The 23953-nt window shown below is 34.0% G+C and carries 24 protein-coding genes; 14 read left to right on the forward strand and 10 right to left on the reverse strand.

Annotation, left to right across the window (positions count from 1 at the left end):
• Positions 1-246 precede the first annotated feature (246 nt).
• The 9 genes from AABL81_RS05945 to AABL81_RS05985 all read left to right on the forward strand — a co-directional run bounded on the left by AABL81_RS05945 (position 247) and on the right by AABL81_RS05985 (position 11779).
• Complete coding sequence (locus tag AABL81_RS05945) at positions 247-3603, forward strand: SusC/RagA family TonB-linked outer membrane protein (RefSeq protein ID WP_341340564.1); 3357 nt, start codon at positions 247-249, stop codon at positions 3601-3603.
• 10 nt (positions 3604-3613) lie between these two features.
• Positions 3614-5104: a RagB/SusD family nutrient uptake outer membrane protein gene (locus tag AABL81_RS05950; protein ID WP_341340565.1), complete on the forward strand. Its 1491-nt coding sequence runs from the start codon at positions 3614-3616 to the stop codon at positions 5102-5104.
• A gap of 7 nt (positions 5105-5111) precedes the next feature.
• The gene (locus AABL81_RS05955) at positions 5112-5969 is read left to right on the forward strand and encodes a substrate import-associated zinc metallohydrolase lipoprotein (RefSeq protein WP_158209967.1); all 858 of its coding nucleotides are present in this window, start codon (positions 5112-5114) and stop codon (positions 5967-5969) included.
• A 9-nt stretch (positions 5970-5978) separates the two neighbouring features.
• Positions 5979-6815 (forward strand): DUF4302 domain-containing protein, encoded by an 837-nt coding sequence (locus tag AABL81_RS05960; protein ID WP_158209968.1) that lies wholly within the window; start codon positions 5979-5981, stop codon positions 6813-6815.
• A gap of 81 nt (positions 6816-6896) precedes the next feature.
• Positions 6897-7508: a 4'-phosphopantetheinyl transferase family protein gene (locus AABL81_RS05965; protein WP_158209969.1), complete on the forward strand. Its 612-nt coding sequence runs from the start codon at positions 6897-6899 to the stop codon at positions 7506-7508.
• A gap of 60 nt (positions 7509-7568) precedes the next feature.
• Entirely contained in the window at positions 7569-8276 is a 708-nt protein-coding gene (locus tag AABL81_RS05970; RefSeq protein ID WP_158209970.1) for a Bax inhibitor-1/YccA family protein, read from the forward strand.
• Between the two features lie 72 nt (positions 8277-8348).
• On the forward strand, positions 8349-8966 hold the full coding sequence (pnuC, locus tag AABL81_RS05975) for a nicotinamide riboside transporter PnuC (protein ID WP_158209971.1): 618 nt from the start codon (positions 8349-8351) through the stop codon (positions 8964-8966).
• Positions 8959-9360, forward strand: a complete 402-nt coding sequence (gene arfB, locus AABL81_RS05980) for an alternative ribosome rescue aminoacyl-tRNA hydrolase ArfB (RefSeq protein ID WP_341340566.1) — start codon at positions 8959-8961, stop codon at positions 9358-9360. Before pnuC ends, arfB begins: the two co-directional genes overlap by 8 nt.
• Before the next feature lie 238 nt (positions 9361-9598).
• On the forward strand, positions 9599-11779 hold the full coding sequence (locus tag AABL81_RS05985; RefSeq protein ID WP_158209973.1) for a TonB-dependent receptor: 2181 nt from the start codon (positions 9599-9601) through the stop codon (positions 11777-11779).
• Positions 11780-12242: 463 nt separating this feature from the next.
• Here AABL81_RS05985 and AABL81_RS05990 read toward each other — a convergent pair whose 3' ends face one another.
• Positions 12243-12695, reverse strand: coding sequence for a Rieske (2Fe-2S) protein (locus AABL81_RS05990; RefSeq protein ID WP_341340567.1), 453 nt, complete (start codon positions 12693-12695; stop codon positions 12243-12245).
• A gap of 154 nt (positions 12696-12849) precedes the next feature.
• Here AABL81_RS05990 and greA point away from each other — a divergent pair, with 154 nt between their 5' ends.
• Both greA and AABL81_RS06000 read left to right on the forward strand, forming a co-directional pair.
• Positions 12850-13326, forward strand: coding sequence for a transcription elongation factor GreA (greA, locus tag AABL81_RS05995; RefSeq protein WP_158209975.1), 477 nt, complete (start codon positions 12850-12852; stop codon positions 13324-13326).
• A gap of 17 nt (positions 13327-13343) precedes the next feature.
• Complete coding sequence (locus AABL81_RS06000) at positions 13344-13733, forward strand: HIT family protein (RefSeq protein WP_158209976.1); 390 nt, start codon at positions 13344-13346, stop codon at positions 13731-13733.
• A 46-nt stretch (positions 13734-13779) separates the two neighbouring features.
• On the opposite strand, the gene AABL81_RS06005 is transcribed toward AABL81_RS06000, so the two are convergent.
• On the reverse strand, positions 13780-14919 hold the full coding sequence (locus AABL81_RS06005) for a sensor histidine kinase (RefSeq protein ID WP_158209977.1): 1140 nt from the start codon (positions 14917-14919) through the stop codon (positions 13780-13782).
• Positions 14920-15056: 137 nt separating this feature from the next.
• Here AABL81_RS06005 and AABL81_RS06010 point away from each other — a divergent pair, with 137 nt between their 5' ends.
• From AABL81_RS06010 to aat, 3 genes are all read left to right on the forward strand, one after another.
• On the forward strand, positions 15057-15929 hold the full coding sequence (locus AABL81_RS06010) for a flavin reductase family protein (protein ID WP_341340568.1): 873 nt from the start codon (positions 15057-15059) through the stop codon (positions 15927-15929).
• 33 nt (positions 15930-15962) lie between these two features.
• Entirely contained in the window at positions 15963-16565 is a 603-nt protein-coding gene (locus tag AABL81_RS06015; protein ID WP_341340569.1) for a DUF3127 domain-containing protein, read from the forward strand.
• Between the two features lie 61 nt (positions 16566-16626).
• Positions 16627-17271 (forward strand): leucyl/phenylalanyl-tRNA--protein transferase, encoded by a 645-nt coding sequence (gene aat, locus AABL81_RS06020; protein WP_341340570.1) that lies wholly within the window; start codon positions 16627-16629, stop codon positions 17269-17271.
• Here aat and AABL81_RS06025 read toward each other — a convergent pair whose 3' ends face one another.
• Genes AABL81_RS06025 through thiS form a run of 8 tightly spaced genes read right to left on the reverse strand, consistent with a single transcriptional unit; the run spans position 17272 to position 23903 of the window.
• Positions 17272-17982, reverse strand: a complete 711-nt coding sequence (locus tag AABL81_RS06025) for a HesA/MoeB/ThiF family protein (RefSeq protein ID WP_445929825.1) — start codon at positions 17980-17982, stop codon at positions 17272-17274.
• A 10-nt stretch (positions 17983-17992) separates the two neighbouring features.
• Positions 17993-19105 carry a 2-iminoacetate synthase ThiH gene (gene thiH, locus AABL81_RS06030; protein WP_341340571.1) on the reverse strand — a complete coding sequence of 371 codons (1113 nt, stop codon included), beginning with the start codon at positions 19103-19105 and terminating at the stop codon, positions 17993-17995.
• Between the two features lie 2 nt (positions 19106-19107).
• On the reverse strand, positions 19108-19878 hold the full coding sequence (locus AABL81_RS06035; RefSeq protein WP_341340572.1) for a thiazole synthase: 771 nt from the start codon (positions 19876-19878) through the stop codon (positions 19108-19110).
• Positions 19875-20495 carry a thiamine phosphate synthase gene (locus AABL81_RS06040; RefSeq protein ID WP_341340573.1) on the reverse strand — a complete coding sequence of 207 codons (621 nt, stop codon included), beginning with the start codon at positions 20493-20495 and terminating at the stop codon, positions 19875-19877. The genes AABL81_RS06035 and AABL81_RS06040 overlap by 4 nt, the downstream gene beginning before the upstream one ends.
• Positions 20485-21240, reverse strand: coding sequence for a hydroxymethylpyrimidine/phosphomethylpyrimidine kinase (locus AABL81_RS06045; RefSeq protein ID WP_158209985.1), 756 nt, complete (start codon positions 21238-21240; stop codon positions 20485-20487). Before AABL81_RS06045 ends, AABL81_RS06040 begins: the two co-directional genes overlap by 11 nt.
• Entirely contained in the window at positions 21213-21839 is a 627-nt protein-coding gene (locus tag AABL81_RS06050) for a thiamine phosphate synthase (RefSeq protein WP_341340574.1), read from the reverse strand. The genes AABL81_RS06045 and AABL81_RS06050 overlap by 28 nt, the downstream gene beginning before the upstream one ends.
• Positions 21840-21841: 2 nt before the next feature.
• A complete protein-coding gene (gene thiC / locus AABL81_RS06055; RefSeq protein WP_341340575.1) occupies positions 21842-23659 on the reverse strand; it encodes a phosphomethylpyrimidine synthase ThiC in 1818 nt (605 codons plus the stop codon).
• A gap of 37 nt (positions 23660-23696) precedes the next feature.
• Positions 23697-23903, reverse strand: coding sequence for a sulfur carrier protein ThiS (gene thiS, locus AABL81_RS06060; RefSeq protein WP_158209988.1), 207 nt, complete (start codon positions 23901-23903; stop codon positions 23697-23699).
• Positions 23904-23953: the final 50 nt, after the last annotated feature.

Genomic DNA, 23953 nt, shown 5'->3' on the forward strand with positions numbered 1-23953 from the left:
TTAAATAAAACAATATATGTTGTTAAAGCCACGTTTAAACAAACGTGGCTTTTTTTATGCTAATTATTGATTGTGTTATTTTTATATATTTTAATGCGTTTTTTTCTGTAAAAAAGCCTAAATGATGAATAAAGTAGTAGTTATATCTTTGTTAAATAATATTTTATAAAAACTTAAATCAAGGTTGACTTTGTGGAATTTTTGTTAGTTATTTGTTAACGATAAAATAATAAATAGTTAATAAGTATGAGGAAATTTCTACTTCATTTCTTTTTGATGTTTATGACGCTTACTATAAGTGGTAGCGTATATGCTCAAAATAAAGAAATTAAAGGTAAAGTTGTAGCTGCAGATGACGGTATGTCATTACCAGGTGCGACTGTGTTTATTAAAGGCACAAAAGAAGGAGTTCAAACTGATTTAGACGGTAATTACTCTATTAAAGTTAAGAGTAATGAAACTGTATTAGTTTTTGAATTCATGGGATTCAACACTGTTGAAAAAAAGGTAGGAGCGCAATCTATTGTTAACGTATCTTTAGCTGAGGCTACAGAAATGATTGATGAAGTTGTTATTACTACAGGTTATGAAAAGCTTTCTAAAAGAACTTTCACAGGAGCGGTAAGTACTATTTCTGAAAAAGAATTGAAAGTAGATGGTGTAGCTGACGTAAGTAGAATGATTGAAGGTAAAGCTGCAGGGGTTTCAGTACAAAACGTTACTGGTACTTTTGGTTCTGCTCCTAAAATCACTGTTCGTGGTTCATCATCAATTCTTGGAGACACTAAACCATTATGGGTTATTGATGGTGTTGTTCAAGAGGATATCGTAAACGTTTCTTTCCAAGACTTAGCTTCTGGAAACTCTGAAACTTTATTAAGTTCTGCTATTGCAGGATTGAACAGTAATGATGTTGTTAGTATCGAAATCTTAAAAGATGCTTCTGCTACTTCTATCTACGGTTCTCGTGCAATGAATGGTGTTGTTGTTATTACAACTAAATCTGGTATCAAAGATTCTCCAATGAGAATTAACTATACTATGGAAAATGCTATTCGTACTGTGCCAAGTTATGCACAATATGATATTTTAAACTCTCAAGAAAATATGTCTATTTTACAAGAGATGTCAGGAAAAGGATTGTTAGAGTATCCAGATGTTGTTCAAAATAGATATGGTGGAGTTTACAACTTATTAGCTCGTTCTATGGGACAAGTTAATCCTGATGGATCATTTGTTGTAAGTAACTTTAATTCTGATAAAAATAAGTTTTTACAGCCGTATGAAATGGCTAATACAAACTGGTTCAAAGAGTTATTTAGACCAAGTATTACTCAAAACCATACTTTAAGCTTCTCTGGAGGTGGTAAAAACAATGCATACTTTACATCTATTGGATACTACACTGATCCAGGATGGACTATTGCTGACCAAGTACGTAGATTAACTATTAATACAAAAAATACTTTCTTCGTTACAGATAAATTTAATTTATCATTTGGTGTTAACTTCTCTAACCGTGATCAAAAAGCGCCAGGAAGTTACAGTAGTAAAACTGACGTAGTTAATGGTGGTACTTCAAGAGACTTTGATATCAACCCATTTAGCTATGCTTTAAATACATCAAGAACTTTACGTGCTTATGATGGAAGTGGTAACTACGAGTATTACCGTATGAACTGGGCTCCTTTTAACGTATTGAATGAGTTAGAAAATAACGAAATCGATATGAACGTTAAAGATATTAAAGCTCAAATTGATGCTGAATATAAAATTTTACCTAAGTTAACTTATAATGGTAGTGCGTCTGTACGTTATGCAATGTCAAAACGTGACCACAATATTTATGAAGGATCTAACGTGGTTGGTGCTTATAATGCAAACGAAACAACTATCGTTAACAAACAAAATATTTTCTTATATCAAGATCCAAACGATCCTGATGGAATTAAAGTTCCTGTTTTACCAGAAGGTGGTATCAGATACCGTCACAACAATAACTTATTAGCTTATAACGTAAGAAACAGTATTAGCTATAAAGATGTTTTCGCTGATAAACACGAATTAGAAGCATTTGTTGGTACTGAAATGCGTTCAGTAGATAGAAATTATGACTATTTAAGTGCTTTCGGATTACAATTTAATAAAGGATATGTTCCTTATACTGACCCTCGTCTATTAGAAAAAATTATTTCTGATGGTGGAACTTATTATGAGTTTGATGAAGAGCGTGAAAGAACTGTAGGTTTCTTTGGTAAAGCTTCTTATATCTATGATAACAGATATATCTTGTCTTTAACTGGACGTTATGATGGTTCTAACAGACAAGGAGATAGTAATGCTTCTCGTTGGTTACCAACTTGGACTGTTTCTGGAAAATGGAATGCTAAACAAGAGAAATTCTTATTGGATAATGAAACAATCAGTAACTTAAGCTTCAGAGGTTCTTACGGATTAACTGCTACTGCAGGTCCTGCTACTAACTCTTTAGCTATTTACAAAAGTATGATTACTGATAGACAATTTACTGGAGAAAGAGAGCCAGGATTAGAAATCGAAGATTTACAAAACGGTGATTTAACTTGGGAAAAACAACACGAATTAAACGTTGGATTTGACTTAGGTTTATGGAATAATAGAGTTCAATTAGTAGTTGATGCTTATCAAAGAAAAGCGTTTGACTTAATTGATGTTGTAACAACAAGTGGTATTGGTGGACAAAGATCTAAATTAGGTAATAATGCAGATATGACTACTAAAGGTATTGAGGTAGCTTTAACTACAAGAAATATTAGTACTCCTGATTTTAACTGGACTACTACTATTAATGCTTCTTACTACGATCAAGAAATTACAAGACTTCAGAATATTTCGAGAGTTATTGATTTAGTTGGTCCTACAGGAGGTAATGTAGTTGGAAGAGCAAGAAACAGTATTTATTCTTACCAATTTACAGGATTAAACGGAGAAGGTCTTCCTACTTTCGTTTTAGCTGATGGTGTTACTAATAACGTGTTTGGAGCTAACTTCCAAGATAGAAACGATATCACAGGATACTTAAAATATGAAGGATCTGTTGAGCCTAACAAATCTTTAGGTATTACAAATACTTTTAGTTACAAAAACTGGTCATTAAATGTTTTCATTGTGGCTTCAGGTGGTAACAAAATTAGATTAAACCCAGATTTCAAAGGAAATTATACAGACTTAGATGTATTCACTAAATCTTTCCAAAATAGATGGATTAATCCTGGTGATGAGCACATAACTGATATTCCTACTATTGCTTCTGCTTGGCAGATTGCTAACTACGGTAGCTCAAATATTAGTAAAGCTTATAATACGTATAACTATTCTGATGCACGTATTGTTGATGGTGGTTTCGTAAGATTAAAAGATGTTTCTTTAAGCTACGAGTTCCCTGATTTGTTAAAGAAACAATTGAAATTATCTAATTTCTCAGTTAGAGCTACAGCAAGTAACCCTTGGTTGATTTATGCTGACAAGAAATTAAATGGACAAGATCCTGAGTTCTTTAGAAGTGGTGGTGTTGCAATGCCAGTAACTACGCAATACACTTTAACTTTAAATGTAGGATTCTAAATTATAGATTATGAAAAGAGTTAAAATATTAATTGCAAGCTTAATATTAGCTGCAAGTTTTACATCATGTAGTGATTTCTTATCTGAGATTCCAGATAACAGAACTCAGTTAGACTCTTCTGTAAAAATTGGAGAGCTTTTAGTTACTGCTTATCCTCAGTATGGTTATCCTTCATTTACAGAGTTAATGTCTGATAACGTTTGGGATTGTGGAGATGAAACAATGACAATTGACTATCATTTATCAGAATTTAAATGGGAGTTAGAAGAGAGAATATCTCAAGATTCACCTTCTGCTTATTGGGATGGTTGTTATAAAGCTATTGCTGCTGCAAACGAGGCGTTAGATGCTATTGATAAGCTTGGTAATGATGACGGTAAATTAAACGCATTAAGAGGTGAAGCATTAATGGCGAGAGCTTATGCACACCATATGTTAGTTCAATTATGGTCTAAAGCTTATAATCCAGCTACAGCTGCTTCAGATGTTGGTATTCCATACGTAAATAAACCAGAGCGTAAATTAATTCAAGAGTATTCAAGAGGTACTGTTCAAGAAGTTTATGCAAATATTGAAAAGGATTTATTAGAAGGTCTTCCATTATTAACGGATAATTATAAACAACCGAAATTTCACTTTAATAGAACAGCAGGACATGCATTTGCATCTCGTTTCTATCTAACTATGGGGAATTTTGAGAAGGTTTTAGAACATTCAGAATATTTAGCTGCTAATCCAAGTGCTTTTATTAGAGATTATGCGGAATTTAATGCAATTAACTTAAATGCTAAATTCCAACAGTATAGTAGACCATCTGTTAGAACTAACTTATTGTTAACTACTGCTGTTTCTTCTTATAACCGTTATAATAGATATTCTCGCTTCTGGTTAACAGGTGCTGACGAAGAAATCATTATGGGACAAGATAAAAATCCATGGAAAAAATGGTGGTTATATGATTCTGGTTCTTTCAATGGTCAAAAAACTATGGTTTATCCTAAATTAGGAGAGTACTTTAGATTAGATGATCCATCTGCTGGAACTGGGTTACCTTTCGTTAACTTTGTATTATTGAGTAACGATGAGGTTTATCTTAATAGATTAGAAGCTTTAGTAATGACTAATAGAGTTCAAGAAGCTGTTGACGGATTGAACTTCTTTTTAGCAGCTCGTACTGAAGGATATGTTGCTTCTTCTGATAAGAAAGTTGATATTGCTAAATTGAAAGCATTATATCCTGCTGAAGAAGGTTATTTAACACCTGCCTTTGAAATGACAAATGAACAAGCTATTGTTATGAATGCTATTTTAGAAGCAAAACGTAGAGAGTTTATTCAAGAAGGACAAAGATGGTTCGATGTTAAGCGTTTCAATATTGTTGTAACACATGAATTTGTTTCAGGAGAGAAGTTAGTATTAGGAAAAGATGACCCAAGACGTCAATTACCTTTACCTCTACACGTAACAGCTGCTGGAATACCAGATAACCCAAGAAACTAATTTGACTATGAAGAAAATTGTAAGATTTGTAAGTTTATGTTGTTTAACTGCTATGTTCGGTTTAACAGCATGTTCTCAAGAAGATAGTTTAGGGGATTCAAGATTAGATACTACTCCTGAACAAAAAAATGCGTTGGATACATGGATTGATGATAACTACACTTATCCATACAATATGGCTGTTTTTTATAAATGGGATCCATATAAAGTTGACCAAGCACGTTTTTTAACTCCGATTGAAGTAAATAAAGTACAACCAGCTCTTGAAGTAATTAAGACTATTTGGTTAGATAGTTACAAAGAAATTGCTGGGGAAATGTTTGTTAAGAAAACTGCACCAAGAGAATTGGTAATGGTTGGGTCAGTAAATGCTAACACAACTAATACTGTAACTTTAGGGTTAGCTGAGCAAGGTGTAAGAATTTCTTTATTCTCAATGAATTATTTAGATACTAAGAATAAAGCAGAAGTTGAAGAATTTATTCATACTATTCAACACGAATATGTTCACATTTTAAACCAAGCTATTCCTTTTGATGAAGGAGAATATGGTAAGATTAGTGGTGCATATAGAGGTGACTGGCAAAATGGTAAATTACCAGAAGCATTTAAGTTAGGATTTATTTCTACTTACGCTCGTTCTAATGCTACTGAGGATTTTGCAGAACAAGCTTCTTGGATGTTAAAGGATATCAATGCTTATAACAAATTGGTGAAAGATAATCCATATCCAGAAGGAAAAGCTAAGATTCAACAAAAGGAGGCTTTCGTAGTTAAATATTACAAAGAAGCATTCGGAATTGATTTTTATGAGCTTTGTAACTTAACAACTGCAAATACAGAGAAAGCTGTTAACAAAAAATAAAAGTTAGAGATGAGAAAAAATATATTAAAAGCTTTTATTGCTTTTGGAGCAATAGCTATGTTTGCTTCTTGTAGTAGTGATAACTTTGAAAGTAAGTTTGATGAAAATCCAACTGAACGTTTTGAGAATAGAAAAAAAGATTTAACAAACGATCTTTTATCAAGCGAGTTCGGATGGAAAGCTACCTACTTTACGAATGATCAAAAATTCGGTGGTTATACGCACTTAATGAAATTTAAAGATGCTACTAACGTTGAAATGATTAGTGATTTTGATTATCAAAGCTATAATGGTTTGAAAGTTATAGAAAGTGAGTATAAAATCGGATGGAGTACTACTGTAAGCTTGATGTTTAATACTCCTAACCATATTCATATGTTAGGAAATAATCAAATCGCACCTGGTAAAAAAGGAAAAGGTTTTGAAGGAGACTTTGAGTTCTTGTTTAATGCTAAAAATGGACTTGATTTAGATTTCATTACAGTTAGAAGTGGTGTGAATGTTAAATTCGAAAGAGCTCAAGAGAGCGATTGGGAAGATATTAAATTCCATTACGATACTAAGAATGCATTGAATGTAAAGAGAAATTTAGTATTAGTTGAAAATGGTGAAGAAACTACATTTAGTTTCCAATTTGACAGAAATACAAGATGGGCTTGGGTTTTAAATGCTGATCAAACAGAATCTGTAAATGGTACTGGTGGTATTGGAATCGGGTTTAGAAAAGATGGAATTGTTATTAGTCCAGCTATCGAATTCGAAGATGGAACTTCAGTTTCGGAATTTGTTAAAGATGGAACTACTTATGTAGCACAAGTTGGTACTAACAGAGTTATTATCAAATAAATTTTAAAAGAGCCGCGATAGCGGCTCTTTTTTTTGTCTTGTATTGTAGTATCTTTGAATCTCATTTATTAAAGCAAAAGAATGCCATTATTAAAGGTTACAGATACAGGAAATGCTATTGTTTATCTTTGGAGGATTGAAGAATCTGTTGAAGAACTACTTGCTGGAGTAAACTTGCGAGAGGCAAGTAGTACTCGTTTAAGCAGTATGAAATCTGAGGTTCACAAACAAGGATTTTTAAGCATTAGACAATTACTTAAAGTTGCTGGATATAGCGATAGTGAGTTGCTATATGATACTAATGGCAAACCTTATCTAACAGATAAGAAGTGTATTTCTATTTCGCATTCATTTCAATATGCTACGATTATTATAAGTAATGAAAATGTAGGTATTGACATAGAAATGAAAAGAGAGAAGATTAAGCGTATTGCAGCTAAGTTTTGTAGTTTAAATGAGTTAGCAGCTGTTGAGGAAAGCGATAATGATATTCTCGAATTAACAACAATTTGGTGTGCAAAAGAGGCTATGTTTAAAATGTGTGACTCTCGTAGTTTAAGTTTTAAAGATCATATGTCTGTCGATGTTAGGCAAAGTATTTGTGAGGTGAATGCTAAAGCGTTCAATAAACAATTTAGTTTTGAAAGTGTTGACTTAGAAGATTTTTTATTAGTCTATGCTTTTGAAAAATAGAATAATAGTTTGTTTATAACTCTAAAATTGTATTTTTGGAGTGAAAATATATAGATGGATATGGAAAATAACTTTAATTACGTGGCAGTTGCTCACGAGTCAGAAGCTGTAAAAGCACAGTTTTATAAGAAGACGTATGCAAACCTTGCAATAGGTGTTTTAGCATTTATCGTTTTCGAAACAGTATTATTAAATACGCCTATTGTTGTAGAAGGAATGTTTCAATTAATGGGTATGGGTAGATTCTCTTGGCTTATTGTTTTAGGAGCTTTTATGGGGGTTACTTGGTATGCTCAAAAATTAGCTAATGAAACAGTGAACAAACCGAAACAATATGCTGGTTTTGCACTTTATGTATTGGCAGAAGCATTTATTTTTGTTCCGATTCTTTACGTTGCAATGCAAATGACTAATGACGGTTCTTTAATCGTTCAAGCAGGTATTTTAACTTTAGCGTTATTTGGTGGATTAACAGGTGTAGTATTTGGTTCTAATGCTAATTTCTCATTCTTGCGTTCTATCTTAACGATCGGTTTTTTCCTTGCATTAGGTACTATGATTGCAGGAATGATATTTGGATTTAATTTAGGTTTATGGTTCTCTTTAGCGATGGTAGCTTTAGCATCAGGATCAATTTTATATTCAACTTGGCAAATTAAAAACGAGTATGCTGCTGATCAATATGTTCCAGCTGCGTTGTCTTTATTTGCTTCTTTAATGCTTTTATTCTGGTATATCTTAAGAATATTAATGAGTAGAAATAACTAATTGTAGTTAATAAATTATACTTTTGAACCGCGTTCCTTTTGGATACGCGGTTTTTTATTAAATCATTTTCTTATGTTCGAATTTTTCTTTGGCGCTTATAAAGATGCCACTACATTGCAAATCGTATTAGAGATTATCGTTTTTTTCTTCGGAATTTTTAGTGTTTGGTATGCAGGAAAAGAAAATATACTTGTCTTTCCTACAGGATTAATAGCAACAGTTATTACCGTTTATTTATTATATAAAGCGGGGTATTTAGGAGATATGGTACTCAATGGTTACTATTCAATTATGAGTATCTATGGTTGGTATAATTGGTCGCGTGGCAAAGGGGGAGAAGATTCGCTTAAAATTAGTAGAACAAATAACAAAGAAAAGTTATACGGTTTTCTCATTTTTGTGGTTACTCTTTTCGTAATCTTCGGCGTTTATAAAGTAGCTGGAAATGAGATTATGCCAGAGAACTATATCGATATTTTTACATCAGGAGTTTTCTTTACTGGGATGTACTATATGGCACTAAAGAAAATAGAGAACTGGACTTTGTGGATTTTTGCTGATATTATATCTATTCCTTTGTATGCTTATAGAGGGTTAGGAATATTGGCAGTGCAATTCGCTATCTTTACCATATTGGCGATTATGGCTTATATATCGTGGTATAAAATTTTAAAAGCAGAAAATGAATAAAGAAATAATAGAAAGAGAATTAGATTTTAAAGCAGTGCGCAGTGGAGGTGCTGGTGGACAACACGTCAACAAAGTGTCTTCAAAGGTTGTGCTTTCTTGGAATTTCAGTGCTTCAGAAGGTCTTTCAGAAGATGAGAAAACGTTGTTTTTAGAACGTTTTAGCAATAGAATATCGAAAGATGGCTTGTTGGTTATGGATGCCGATAGTACGCGTAGTCAGATTAAAAATAAAGAGATTGTTATAGAACGTTTTTTCCTGCTTTTGGCATTGGGCTTAAAGATTGAGAAACCGAGACGTGAAACAAAAGTTCCAAGACGTGCTATCTTAAAGAGAAAAGACAATAAACAACAAATGTCGTTGAAAAAAGCACTTAGAAAGAGACCGAATTTTTAGTAAAAAGGATAGATAACTAAATCTATTTCAGTTATAACTACAATATGAGATTTATTATTACCTTTGCAAAATAAATCTCAAAGGGGTGCCGTACGGCTGAGATCATACCCATAGAACCTGGGCGGGTAATGCTGCCAAGGGAGTAAAGTAATCGTTGTTCAACGGTTGCTATGGAATAAGTGTAATTATTAATCTATTAAATAATTGCCCCTTTTATTTGTGAAAGTATTTTTTACGAATGAAAAAAAAACTAACTAATCCTTTATTAGCTCTTACCTTGTGTGTTAGTGCACAAATGTCTTCTTTAGCCCAAGAAAAACAAGTTAATGATTCAATCCACCATACTTCGTTGGATGAAATTGTTTTATCTGCTGTTAAGATTGACGACAAAACACCTATTGCATATAGCAATTTATCAAAGAAAAATTTAGCTGCTCGTAACTTAGGACAAGATATTCCGTCTATGATGGGATATATGCCTTCTGTTGTTACTACTACAGATGCAGGAAATGGTGTGGGATATTCAAGTTTTAGAGTTCGTGGTTCTGATGCTACAAGGGTAAATGTAACTTTAAACGGAATACCGTATAATGATGGTGAATCTCAAGGTTCTTTCTGGGTTAATATGCCTGACTTTACATCTTCTGTTCAAAGTTTACAATTGCAAAGAGGGGTAGGAACATCTACAAATGGTTCTGCGGCTTTTGGAGCGAGTTTAAATCTAAAAACAGATGACTATTCTCACGATGCAAATGGAGAAATTTCAAACTCTTTTGGTAGTTATAACACCAGAAAATCAACTGTGAAATTCAGCACTGGGTTGATGAATAACAAATTTGAAATCGCTGGTCGTTTATCTGATATGCATTCAGATGGATACATAGATCGTGCTGAATCAAAAATGAAATCATACTATTTACAAGGAGTTTATGTAGGTAATTCGTCTTTGGTTAAAGCAATTGTTTTCGGTGGAAAACAAAAAACTTACCAAGCGTGGAATGGTGTTGAACAGGCAGATATTGATAAATATGGTCGTCGTTATAACCCAGCTGGAAATTATAAAGACGATGAAGGTAATGTACAGTTTTACAACAATGAAACGGATAACTATATCCAAAATCATTACCAATTACATTGGAGTGAGCGTTGGTCTGATAGTTGGACTTCAAACGTGTCATTACACTATACAAAAGGGGATGGGTACTATGAAAACTATAAGAAAAAACAAAAGTTTAAAGAGTATGGCTTCAAACCTATTGTAGTTGATGGTAAAGAAGTGAATAGAACAGATCTTATTCGTAGAAAAGGATTAGATAATCATTTCTATGGTGCAGTGTTTAGTACAAACTATCACACAGATGATTTTAGCCTTTCAATGGGTGGAGGTGCTAATAAGTATGAAGGAGATCACTTTGGTCAAGTATTATGGACTAAAGAAGCTGTAGCGCATAGTTATAAGCAAGAATACTACAGAGATAGTGCTGTTAAAACGGATATGAACTTTTTTACAAAAGCTACTTGGCAGTTTACAGATAAGTTTAGCTTATTTGGGGATATGCAATATAGACGTGTAACTTATCAAACAGAGAGCCTTGAGGTAGGGGATTTGAATGAAAACTTTATTTTCTTTAATCCTAAAGCTGGTTTAACGTATCAAGCAAATGAGAATAACCAAGTTTATTTTTCTTATGCAAGAGCTAATAGGGAGCCAAACCGTACGGATTATAAAGAAAGAAAAATGGATGTGTTGCCTAAAGCAGAACGTTTAGATGACTTTGAGTTAGGGTGGAGATTTAATGGAAATGGATCTACAATTAACGTGAATGCATACTATATGAAATACAAAGATCAGTTAGTTGTAACTGGTGATTTGAACGATGTAGGAGCAGCGGTTAGAGAAAACTCTAAAGATAGTTACCGTTTAGGTATAGAAATTGATGCTAATGTAAAAGTGTTAGATAAGTTATATTGGAGTCCAAGTGTAACAATTAGCTCCAATAAAAACAAAAATTTTGAGTACTTCTGGGAAGGAGAAAGAAAGAATTTTGGAACAACAGCAATTGCTTTTTCTCCTGATTTCGTAGCGTCAAACGCATTGACTTATTTACCTATAAATGGGATGAGTGTTTCATTATTGACTAAGTTTGTTGGAGAACAGTTTATGTCTAACATTGAAACAGAGAATTCTAAGTTAGATTCTTATTTTGTAAATGATTTAAGTGCTACTTATGAGTTTCCAATTAAAGGATGGGTAAGAAGTATCGGAGTGTCTGTATTGGCTAATAATATTTTTAATGTGAAGTATATTTCTAATGGATATTATTGGACAGGGTATGATGGAACGAGTATGATGGATGGAGCAGGATATTATCCACAAGCAGAATTTAATATTTTAGCAGGACTTACAATTAAATTTTAATTTGTATCTTTTGATTAACAAATTGAAAAGTAAATTAAATAACTTACGATTACAGCAGTGATGGGTCGAAAAAGGAGCGTAAGCTCTACATTGTTGCAGAAAGCCTTTTACGAAAGTAAAAGGCTTTTTTTGTGGGTTTTATACAGTGTGTTTGTATAGTGTATGTATACTCTATGTATACCCGTTGTATACTTTCTATGTAAAAATATACAAGCATTTTACATATGATATACAAAAAGAATACAAGCAACACGCATAAAACGATTATTGTACTTGAAATACATAGTATAAGTATATGTTTTTGTAAGAAGTTACTTGAGTTTTTTTGTATAGAAATAGAGTTTTAAAAACCCAAATAAAGGTGCAAGGAGGCTATCTTTACTTAAACAGAGTAGTATCTGATATCGATTTCAAATAATTAAAATAATATTATGGAATTACCAATGTTATAGCGAGCATTATACTAATAATTTACAATTAAATAGTCTCCCCTTTTAGTAACAGGATAGGGTTTAAGCTGATAATTAATGCCAGGGGTTAGTGATTGTCCAGTTATCAAGCTAAATTGTGCTTCTTGTCCATTGTGTTGATGAATACATTTACAATTTACATAAACTCCTTTGTTGTCTTTGCGCATTAATCGAGAACACGGTCTCTCAATTGCGTGATTAGGACAGGCTAAATCATAGGCGAAAAACTGCCCACCACCATTAAAAATAGCTACTCCCATAATTCCTTCATTATAATTTATATAAACACCTCCTGGGTTTAGTACTTCTAAGGCATCAGGATTGTTTAGATATACTGAAAAATTCACCGGTTGACTTGGTAAATATGGGTTAGCGTATTTGCTATTGCTTTTACTACAAGCAACCAATATTAGGATAGAGAAAATAAATAGAAAAGCTTTTTTCATGGTATAAAGTATTTGCAAAACAAATTTAATTATTTAACTTTGACAAATAGAGTTCAAGATTTTATATATAGATTAAACGAAAAAAAATAATAAATATTTTATAGGAAGAATCCCGTTTTATGGGATTCTTTCTATTTATATAAACCAGATAATTATGAGTAAGATTTCGTATTATACTGCAGAAGGTCTTAAGAAATTAAAAGACGAGTTAGAGCAGTTAAAAAGCGTTGAGCGTCCTAAGGCATCACAAGCTATTGCTGATGCAAGGGACAAGGGGGATTTATCGGAGAATGCTGAGTATGATGCAGCTAAAGAAGCACAAGGTTTATTAGAACTTAAAATCGCTAAATTAGAAGAAGTAGCATCTAATGCAAGACTTATAGATGAATCTCAATTAGACAACTCTAAAGTGTTAGTATTGTCTAAAGTTAAGATCAAAAACCAAACAAACGGAATGCAATTAACTTACACGTTAGTAGCAGAAAGTGAAGCTGATTTAAAAGCAGGAAAAATTTCTGTAACTTCACCTATCGGAAAAGGTTTGTTAGGTAAATCTGTTGGGGATGTTGCTGAAATTAAAGTACCTAATGGAATTATGAATTTTGAAGTTTTAGAAATCTCAAGAGACTAATTAAAAAATAAGATATTATGAGTTCTATTTTTACAAAGATCATCAGTGGAGAGATACCTGCTTATAAAGTTGCAGAAGATGATAATTTTTTAGCATTTTTAGATATTAATCCTAATGCTAAAGGACATACATTGTGTATCCCTAAGAAAGAAATTAATAAGATTTTTGATATGGAAGAAGATCATTATATCGAATTAATGAAGTTCTCTCGTAAAGTTGCTATTGCCTTAGAAAAAGCAGTGCCTTGTAAACGAGTAGGTGTAGCAGTTGTAGGTCTTGAAGTACCTCACGTACACGTTCATTTAATCCCGTTACAGGAAATGGATGATATGCGCTTTACGAAAAAAGAAAAATTAGCTCCTGAGGAGTTTGAAAGTATAGCGAAAACTATTAATAGTCATTTATAGGACTAATAGAAAGATAGAAGAGAGGCTGCCCCATAGGACAGCCTTTTTATTTTTTATAAGTAATACAGAAGGTAGTTCCTTTACCTATTTCTGAGTGTAATACTTTTATTTTTCCATTTTGGAAATCTTCAACGATTCTCTTCGTTAGTGATAATCCTAATCCCCAACCTCTTTTTTTGGTGGTATAACCAGGTTCAAATATTTTGTTGAACATTTTTTTAGGAATACCTCCTCCTGTGTCGCTGATAAAGATGTTTACTTGTTTTGTATTTTCTTGAATTAAGACATCTAAGCCTCCTTTTCCTTTCATTGCATCAATTGCATTCTTAATTAAGTTCTCTATTGTCCAGCTGTGTAATTCTTTATTTAAAGGGATAAGAATTTCGTGTTGTGGACTTTCAAATGTAAAGTTGATTTGTTTAGAGTTTCTTAATCGCAAATAAGAAAATATTTTCTCTGTTTCAGCTACAATATCAATATTGGTTAATTGTGGTTTGGAACCAATCTTAGAAAAACGGTCGGCAATTATTTCTAATTTCTTGACGTCTTTTTCGATTTCTTCAATTATTTGAGGATCTACATTGTCTAACCTCATAATTTCTAACCAGCCTAATAATGACGAAAGAGGCGTACCTATTTGGTGGGCTGTTTCTTTTGCCATTCCTGTCCATAACCTGTTTTGTGTGGCTATTTTATTACTTCGATAGAAGTTGAATAATAAGATAGTGAAAAACAAAAAGATTAATACCAAAGAGATAGGATAGTACTTTAACTTGGTAAGTAAAGACGAGTTTCCGTAGTATAGGTATTGTGTGCTTTTCCCTACTTTAATTTCAATAGGAGGGTTTTGTGATTTTAGCTTTTTGAGGAAGCGTATTGTTTTTTCAGAACTGTTGATAATTTTATCATCAATATTGATCATTGATAAAATACTATCCTTATCTGTTGTTTGTATGATAGGAATTGTACTGTTTTCTGTAATGATTAATAGGGGTAATGATAAGTCAGTATCAAATTGGGTTGCATCATTTAAGGTATTAGATGCTTCTGCCCAGATGTTCATTTTTATTCGTTCTTCTTCTTTGTAAGTTTGAAAGAAGGAATAGGTATTCCACAAAATAACCAATAGGGTAACGAATGCCATTGCAATGACAGTCCAGCGAAATATTTCTTTTTTTCTAGTCAATTTTTTGTTGATTTGTAATCAGTATTTAAAAGTAAATAAAATAAATGAATTGCATACTTAGTTAAGTAGCTAATAAAAATTTTTACCTTCATAAAAGCTTTTGTAACTTTACTTTTTGCACTTAATATTAATTATTGATGAAAACAATTACACCAAAAGACATATCAACAGTTGACTTACAGCGCTATTTACAAACTGCTGTAGGGCCAAGACCTATTGCTATGGCAAGTACAGTAGATGCAGATGGACGACCAAACTTATCGCCATTTAGTTTCTTTAACTTGTTTAGTGCAAATCCACCGATCTTAGTTTTTTCGGCTTCAAGAAGGGTGAGAGATAATAGTTTAAAACACACATTGTTTAATGTACAGGCGACGATGCAAGTTGTTATAAATGTTGTAAATTATGAGATGGTACAACAAACTTCTTTGTCGAGTACAGAATATAAAGATGGGGTTAATGAGTTTGTAAAATCAGGCTTAACAATGATTCCGTCTGAGATTGTAAAGCCATTTAGAATTAAAGAGAGTCCGGTTCAATTTGAATGTGCAGTACAGGAGATAATTCCTTTAGGAAATGAAGGAGGAGCTGGAAACCTTGTAATTTGTGAGGTGTTAAAAATGCACATAAGTGAAGAGGTGTTGGATGAAAATGGAAATATTGACCAACATAAGATTGACTTAGTTGCGCGTATGGGAAGCAATTGGTACACGCGTGCAAATGAAGGAATGTTTGAGGTTGAAAAACCATTGACAACTTTAGGAGTTGGGGTAGATGCCTTGCCTAAAGAGGTTGTAGAAAGTGGGATTTTCTCTGGAAACGATTTAGGTATTTTAGGTAATATAGAACAGATACCTACAGATGAAGAGGTTGCTGAATTTGTAGCTTCAAATGGTGAAGTTCAGGAATTAGTAAAGCAGGGAAATCAAAGCGAGAAATTTAAAAAAGCAAAAATATATTTAGAAGAAAATAATGTACCTTTGGCTTGGAAAACAATTTTAGCTAAATAGTTACATTTAAATAACGAGGTAAAAAAGATCAACATGGAAGTAACAGGAAGAATCAGATTAATAGGACAAACACAAGATATCAGCTCATCTTTTAGAAAAAGAGAGGTTGTTGTAACAACAAGTGAACAATATCCTCAACATATTATGATTGAGTTTACTCAAGATAGAGTAGGTTTATTGGATTCTTATCAAGTAGGACAAGAAGTAAGAGTATCTATTAATTTGAGAGGAAGAGAGTGGCAAAGTCCACAAGGAGAAACAAGATACTTCAATACAATTCAAGGATGGAGAATTGAGCCTTTTACACAAGGACAAGAAGCAGCTCCTCAATTCCAACAACAACAATCTTACGGAGGACAACAAGGTGGTTTTAACCAAAACCAACAACAAGGTTCTCAGTTTGGACAAACAAATCAGTTTGCTCAACCAAACCAACAAGGTGGATTCAACCAAGCGCAACAGCAAGGTGGTTTTAATCAAAACCAACAACAGGGTGGTGGAATGCCTCAACAGAACTTTCAGCAAGGTGGTCAACAACAGTATAACCAATTTGCTCAAAACAATAATAATTCTGGTAATCAATTCCCTCCAGCTTCAAGTTATAATGAAGAGGAACACGATGATTTACCATTTTAATTAATAGTATAATTTAATCCCTAAGTTCTCTTACTTAGGGATTTTTTTTATTTATAACTATATGATTGCACTTTTAGACGAGAATACTTTATTTTTTCCTCCTGTTGATGAAACACACGAATCTGGTATTATTGCTATAGGGGGTGATTTGTCTGTGGAACGAATTGCTTTAGCTTATAAATCGGGTATTTTTCCTTGGTTTGAAGATGGTGAACCGATTACGTGGTGGTCGCCTGAATATAGAATGGTCTTGTTTTTAGATGAATTACGCGTTTCTAAGAGTATGCGAAATATCTTGAATAGAAATATTTTTAAGGTTACTTATAATACGTGTTTTCGAGAAGTAATTACGCATTGCCAGAATGTAAAACGCGAAGGACAATTAGGTACTTGGATTACGGATGAGATGTTAGAGTCATATTGTAAATTACACGAATTGGGGATTGCAAAGTCTGTTGAGGTTTGGCAAGAAGACCAATTGGTGGGAGGATTATATGGTATGGATTTAGGACATATATTTTGTGGTGAGAGTATGTTTTCTCTTGTGCCAAATGCCAGTAAGGTTGCCTTTATTAATTTGGTAAGAAAGTTAGCGGAAGAAGATTACGCTTTGTTAGATTGTCAAGTGTATAATGATCATTTAGACAGTTTAGGTGCTCGTGAGATACACAGAGAAGAGTTTATGGAATACCTCCATAGGAAGTAATCAGAAACTCAGTTTCTGTACTTCCCAATGTAAGGTATCTATGATAAGCAATTGATTGTTTAAGTGTGGTAAACCAATGATTACTTTTAGGGCTTCTTGTGCCATCATTGTTCCTATAACTCCTGGAAAAGTTCCTAACACACCGTTTAGGCTACAATTAGGGACATCACTTTCATTAGGTGGTTCCGGAAACAAATCTCTTAGGTTTTTACTCTTGTTGTGATTAAAGACGGCTAATTGTCCTTGAAAACCTAAAATGGTTCCGTATATAAGGGTTTTATTTAACTTCACACAATAATCGTTTACTAAATAACGAGTTTTAAAGTTGTCAGAGCCATCAATAATGTAGTCGTATAGACTGAATAACTTTTCTATATTTTCTATTGTTAGTTTTTCGTTGTAAGCAGTAAATACAATGTTTGGGTTAAGGTTGTGAATTTGCTGTTTTGCTATTGCTGTTTTGGCAACTCCTATATTTTGGGGCGTGAATAAGATTTGACGGTGAAGGTTGTGTTCCTCTATTATGTCAAAATCAACTACTGCCAAGTTGCCAACGCCACAAGTAGCTAAATAGGTTAGGATAGGAGAACCAAGTCCACCCGCGCCAATAACTAATACTTTTGCATTTTTGATAATTAGTTGTCCCTCCACTCCAATACTATCCAAAGCCATTTGTCTGCTATATCTTAAAAAATCAGCTGTGTCTATCATATTCTATTGTTTATGAGTAATACGAATGATGCCAGTCTTTCCAAACAGGGTCATAGCCTTGCGCTTTTATCATTTCGATAATTTGCTCAGTTGACCTGTTATCACATATTTCAAATTGTTCAAGTGAGTCTTCGTCAACAGCGTAACCACCAGGGTTAGTTTTAGAACCTGCGCTCATAGAGGTAGCTCCTAATTTGATGATGTTATTTCTCAATACCTCATTTTCTCTGGTAGAGATAGATATCTCTAAATCTTCATTCCACAAGCGATAAGCGCATATCAGTTGCACTAAATCTCTGTCGTCCATTATAAAGTTAGGTTCAATCATTCCTTCAGCAGGGCGTAATCTCGGAAATGAGACAGAATACTTGGTTTGCCAATACGTTTTTTGCAAGTAGTTTATGTGTAAAGCATTGAAAAAACTATCGACACGCCAATCTTCAAGTCCCAGTAATACACCTAAACCAATTTTGTGTATGCCCGCTTTTCCAATTCTATCAGGCGTATCAAGGCGGTATTCAAAGTTTGACTTTTTTCCTTTGGGGTGATACTGTTTATAGACTTCTTTGTGATAAGTTTCTTGATACACTAAAACAGCATAAATACCTAAAGTAGCTAAGGTGCTGTACTCGTCTTCAGAAAGAGGTTGTACTTCAATAGAGATAGAAGTAAAGTCTTTTTTGATTTGTTCTACTGCTTGTTTGAAATAGTTGATATTCACGGTGTAGTTAGCTTCTCCAGTTACCAATAAAATATGGTCATAACCTTGTTTCTTGATAACATCAACTTCCTGTTTAATCTCGAGAGAAGAGAGTGTTTTTCTCTTAATTTTATTGTCAAGACTAAAACCACAGTAAGTACAAATATTTTGACATTCATTGCTCAAATACATCGGTGCGTAAAGAGAGATGGTTTTACCAAACCTTTTTTGAGTAACTGTATGACTTAGTTGTGCCATTGTTTCAAGATAAGGAGCAGCGGCAGGAGAGATGAGGTTGATAAAATCCTCAAGCGTTTTTTTAGGTTGTTGTAAACTCTGTTCAACTTGATGTACGGTAGTGGCGTATATTCTTTGTTTTACGTCTTCCCAGTTATATTGGTTAAAAGTATCTAAGAAAGCCATAGTTATTCTTGTAAAAAAGTGGTGAGTGGACTTGATGCTTGTGCGTGAGAACGAATACCTCCCAGTTTGGCTTCAAAAGCTTGTCTGCCTGAGATAACAGCATTTTTAAAAGCAGTAGCCATTAATGCAGGATTACCTGCTACGGCAATGGCTGTATTAACAAGAACTGCATCAGCTCCTAATTCCATTGCTTTAGCAGCATCAGAAGGAGCGCCTATTCCCGCATCAACAATAACAGGGACATTGCTATTTTCGATAATAATTTCTAAGAAGTCGATAGTTCGCAAGCCTTTGTTAGTACCAATTGGTGCTCCTAACGGCATTACAGCTGCAGTACCCGCATCTTCTAAGCGTTTACACAAAACAGGGTCGGCGTGAATATAAGGCAGAATAACGAAGCCTAATTTAGCCAACTCCTCTGTAGCCTTTAGCGTTTCAATAGGGTCGGGTAATAAATATTTAGGGTCGGGGTGTATTTCTAATTTAAGCCAATTTGTTTCTAAAGCCTCACGTGCTAATTGTGCTGCGAATATGGCTTCTTTTGCATTCCGTGCACCAGAGGTATTGGGCAATAAATTAATATGAGGATGTTGCAGATGATTCAAGAGTAAATCAGTTTCTGTCTCTGCATCAATTCTTTTTAAAGCAACAGTTACTAACTCTGTTTCAGAGGCAAGCGTTGCAGCCTCCATCTGTGAGGGAGAACCAAACTTACCTGTTCCCAAGAATAGGCGAGAGTTAAATTGTTTGTCTGCTATGTGGAGTGGTTTCATTTTAAAATATCGTTTAGTTGTGTGAGTATTTCTGTTTTGTCTTGCGCATTGTATAGCAGGCCTGATAAAGCTATACCGTGTACGCCAGATTGAATAATCGAATGAATATCGCTGATTTCAATTCCGCCAATAGCGATAATTGGAATGTTGATATTATCCTGTTTCATCTGTGTTAATAATTGTTGATAACCCTCTAAGCCAAGAACAGGACTAAGTTTGTCTTTGGTTGTTGTAAATCGGTAAGGCCCCAGACCAATGTATGTACATTGTTCGTGCGCACGTTGTAAGATATGTTCATATGTATTAGCCGTTCCTCCAATTATTTTGTTCGGTAAGAGTAGTTTTGCTTGAACAACAGACAAGTCGGTTAATCCTAAGTGTACACCATCCGCATCTATTGCTTTTGCTAAATCTACGTGGTCATTGATAATAAGTGTAGCCTTATACGTTTCACAAAGTTTTTTCACTTTTTCGGCAGTACTCCATCGAATAGAAGATAAAGTATTTTTAAAGCGATATTGTATCCAATCTTGTCCAGCATCAAGTACTTTTTCAATGTGGTACAATTGTTCTTGTGGGGAATCCCCGTGACTGATATATTGAATTTTAGATAGCATGATATCCTAATAATGTATGGTTAGATTCTAAGTATTTTTCCATGTATCGCTTGGCGTTATACATAGCATATTCTATTGGTTCGCCCAAAGCTAAGTTGGCAGCGATAGCAGAAGAAAGCACACAACCCGAACCGTGTTTAGGGTAGTCAGATAGTTTTTTAGGAGCAAAGGTTTGTATGTTTTGTTTGTGGATGAGGTAATCAAAACCTAAAGCATTCTCATTATGCCCCCCTTTTAGAACGACCGTACAATATTGACTTAGTTCACGTGCTTTTTCTATGGCATCTTCATTTGTTTGTACCAAATCGTGTATCTCTAAGTAATTAGGAGTGATAATATCTATTTGGTTTAAAATCTGCAATAATGTCTTTTTCTCGATGTTATCCGTAAATTCAAACGCTCCAGTAGCTTTAAATACGGGGTCCCACACAATTTTTGTTGTAGGATATTTGTCTTTGATGAGGTTGATATAAAGAAGTAAATCTTTAGAATTTGGAATAATACCTATTTTAACCACATCAGGTTTATAGCGATTTAGTAAAGCAGATAATTGTTGTACGACAAACGCTTGTTTCTCCCAAGAGACAGTCAATACATTCTCTTCCGTTTGTATTGTGTTTGCCGTAATGACTGCTAATCCTAATACTCTGTGGTTTTCAAGTGTTTTAATGTCCGCCAGTGTTCCTGCGCCTCCCGTGGGGTCAAGACCAGCTATAGTTAAGACAATTGGTCGTAATGTTGACATAATTCAAATGTTTTTAAAGGGTTTTCAGATAGCCATATACTGCCAAGTAAGGCATAGTCTTCAAATCCCATTTGTTTAATAGCCGGTATATCGGTTGGCTTAATACCTCCTAATGCTACTAATGTTGTATGAGCATTGTCTTTTTTAGCTAATTCCTCTGTCCAATTCGTTGTTGATGCATATCCGGGTTTAGATATACTTGGGTAAATTGGACTTATGAACGCTCTATGATAGATTGTTGATAACTTATTATACTCACTTATACAATGAACAGATGTTGATAACTTTGGTAAGTAACTGATATATTTGTTAACAAGTGTTGTATTGATTGTTGATAAGTGTGTATAATAGCTGTCTAAATTGTTGATAACTTCTAAATACTGTTGAAAAAGGTATTCATTGTTGTTAATAACCTTGTTTGAAATGTGTATAACTAACTTTCTATGGTGCTGTTTATCTATCTTTTTTAGCCAAAGCTTTAGGTATTCAATATCACAATCAGGTTTTCTAACGTGAACAAGGGGCAAACCCTTATCAAACATTTTGTTGATAAGAGTTGCTTCTTGTTTTACCTCATTTGGCATCGTAATTAGAACCATTGTTATAGGTATATCTCTTTACCTGCCTCAATAAACTCTTCAGATTTTTCTTTCATTCCTTGTTCTGCCGAATCTCTAATCTCTTGAGATATTTTCATCGAACAGAATTTAGGTCCACACATTGAGCAGAAGTGAGCTACTTTAGCACCATCCGCAGGAAGTGTTTCATCGTGAAACTCTCTTGCTGTATCAGGGTCAAGTGAAAGGTTGAATTGGTCTTCCCATCTAAATTCAAAGCGCGCTTTGCTCAAGGCATTGTCTCTGTATTGCGAACCTGGATGTCCTTTGGCTAAGTCAGCAGCGTGAGCGGCAAGTTTGTAAGTGATAACACCATCTTTTACGTCTTTTTTGTTTGGTAAGCCTAAGTGTTCTTTAGGCGTTACATAACATAGCATTGCCGTTCCGTACCATCCGATCATTGCAGCACCAATAGCAGATGTGATGTGATCATATCCAGGAGCAATATCTGTTGTCAACGGACCTAAAGTGTAGAAAGGAGCTTCTCCACAATCGCGAAGTTGTTTCTCCATATTTTCTTTGATGAGGTGCATTGGTACGTGACCAGGACCTTCAATCATAACTTGCACATCGTGTTTCCAAGCGACTTTAGTTAACTCGCCTAATGTTTCTAATTCAGAAAATTGCGCTTTGTCATTTGCATCAGCAATAGAACCAGGGCGTAGTCCATCACCAAGAGAAAAGGCGATGTCATATTTCTTCATAATCTCACAGATATCTTCAAAATGAGTGTACAAGAAGTTTTCTTTGTGATGAAATAAGCACCACTTAGCCATAATTGACCCACCACGAGATACGATACCCGTAACGCGTTCTGCAGTTAAGTGAATATATCTTAGAAGTACACCAGCGTGTATAGTAAAATATGAAACCCCTTGTTCAGCTTGTTCTATAAGCGTATCTCTAAATATTTCCCACGTTAGATCTTCTGCAATTCCCTTCACCTTTTCCAGCGCTTGATAAATAGGTACAGTACCAATAGGCACAGGAGAATTACGAATAATCCACTCTCTTGTTTCGTGTATATTTTTACCCGTCGAAAGGTCCATTATTGTATCAGCTCCCCATCGACAAGCCCACACTGCTTTTTCTACTTCCTCCTCAATTGATGAGGTAACAGCACTATTACCAATGTTTGCGTTGATCTTTACTAAGAAGTTTCTACCAATAATCATTGGCTCACTTTCAGGGTGGTTAATGTTGTTAGGAATAATAGCACGACCAGCGGCAATTTCGTCTCTAACAAATTCGGGAGTAATATAGTTCTTAGGAGTATTAGCATTGAAACTATTACCAGGGTGTTGGTGTTTCATTGCCTTTGTAGCTTCGTTTAATTGCTCAATTTTTTGGTTTTCGCGAATAGCTACATACTCCATTTCAGGAGTAATAATACCTTTTTTAGCATAGTATAACTGCGTTACATTCGCATTATCCTTAGCCACTTTTGGTTTGTGTCTAAATTCAAATCTAAGATGGTCAAGTTTTTCGTCTTGCAATCTCGCTTGTCCGTAAGCAGAAGTGATATTATCTAAAATAGTAACATCATTTCTATCAAGAATCCATTGTTCTCTAATTCGTGGAATACCTTTTCTAATATCAATTGTGATGTTAGGGTCAGTATAAGGTCCTGATGTATCATATACAGTTACAGGTGGGTTTTTCTCTGTTCCACCACTTGCCAGTTTTGTATCACTTAATGTGATTTCACGCATTGCTACTTCAATAGGGAATAGGTTTCCTTTGATGTATACCTTTTTAGAATTAGGAAAAGGTGTTTGTGAGATTTTTTCGTGTTGTTCCATGTGTTTAGTTTTAGTTATGTTATTTTTTCAAATGGAATCAACCGCCTTGAGTGGCTGTAATAATCAAGATATTATCAGAAGGGTTTAGATAATAAGTAGCCCAATTATCTTTTGTAATCACTGTTTGATTAACAGCAATTGCAATGCCTTTTTGATGCGTTGGCTTATGAATATCAAGCATATTCTGAATGCTTAATTTATCACAGTTGAATTGTACTTTTTGATTGTTGATTTGTAATTCCATTCCATTGTTAATTTTGAGATATAACTTTAGGAATGGCTACAATAAGATAC

The organism is Myroides sp. C1519, assembly GCF_038039755.1.
GTDB lineage: Bacteria > Bacteroidota > Bacteroidia > Flavobacteriales > Flavobacteriaceae > Flavobacterium > Flavobacterium phaeum_A.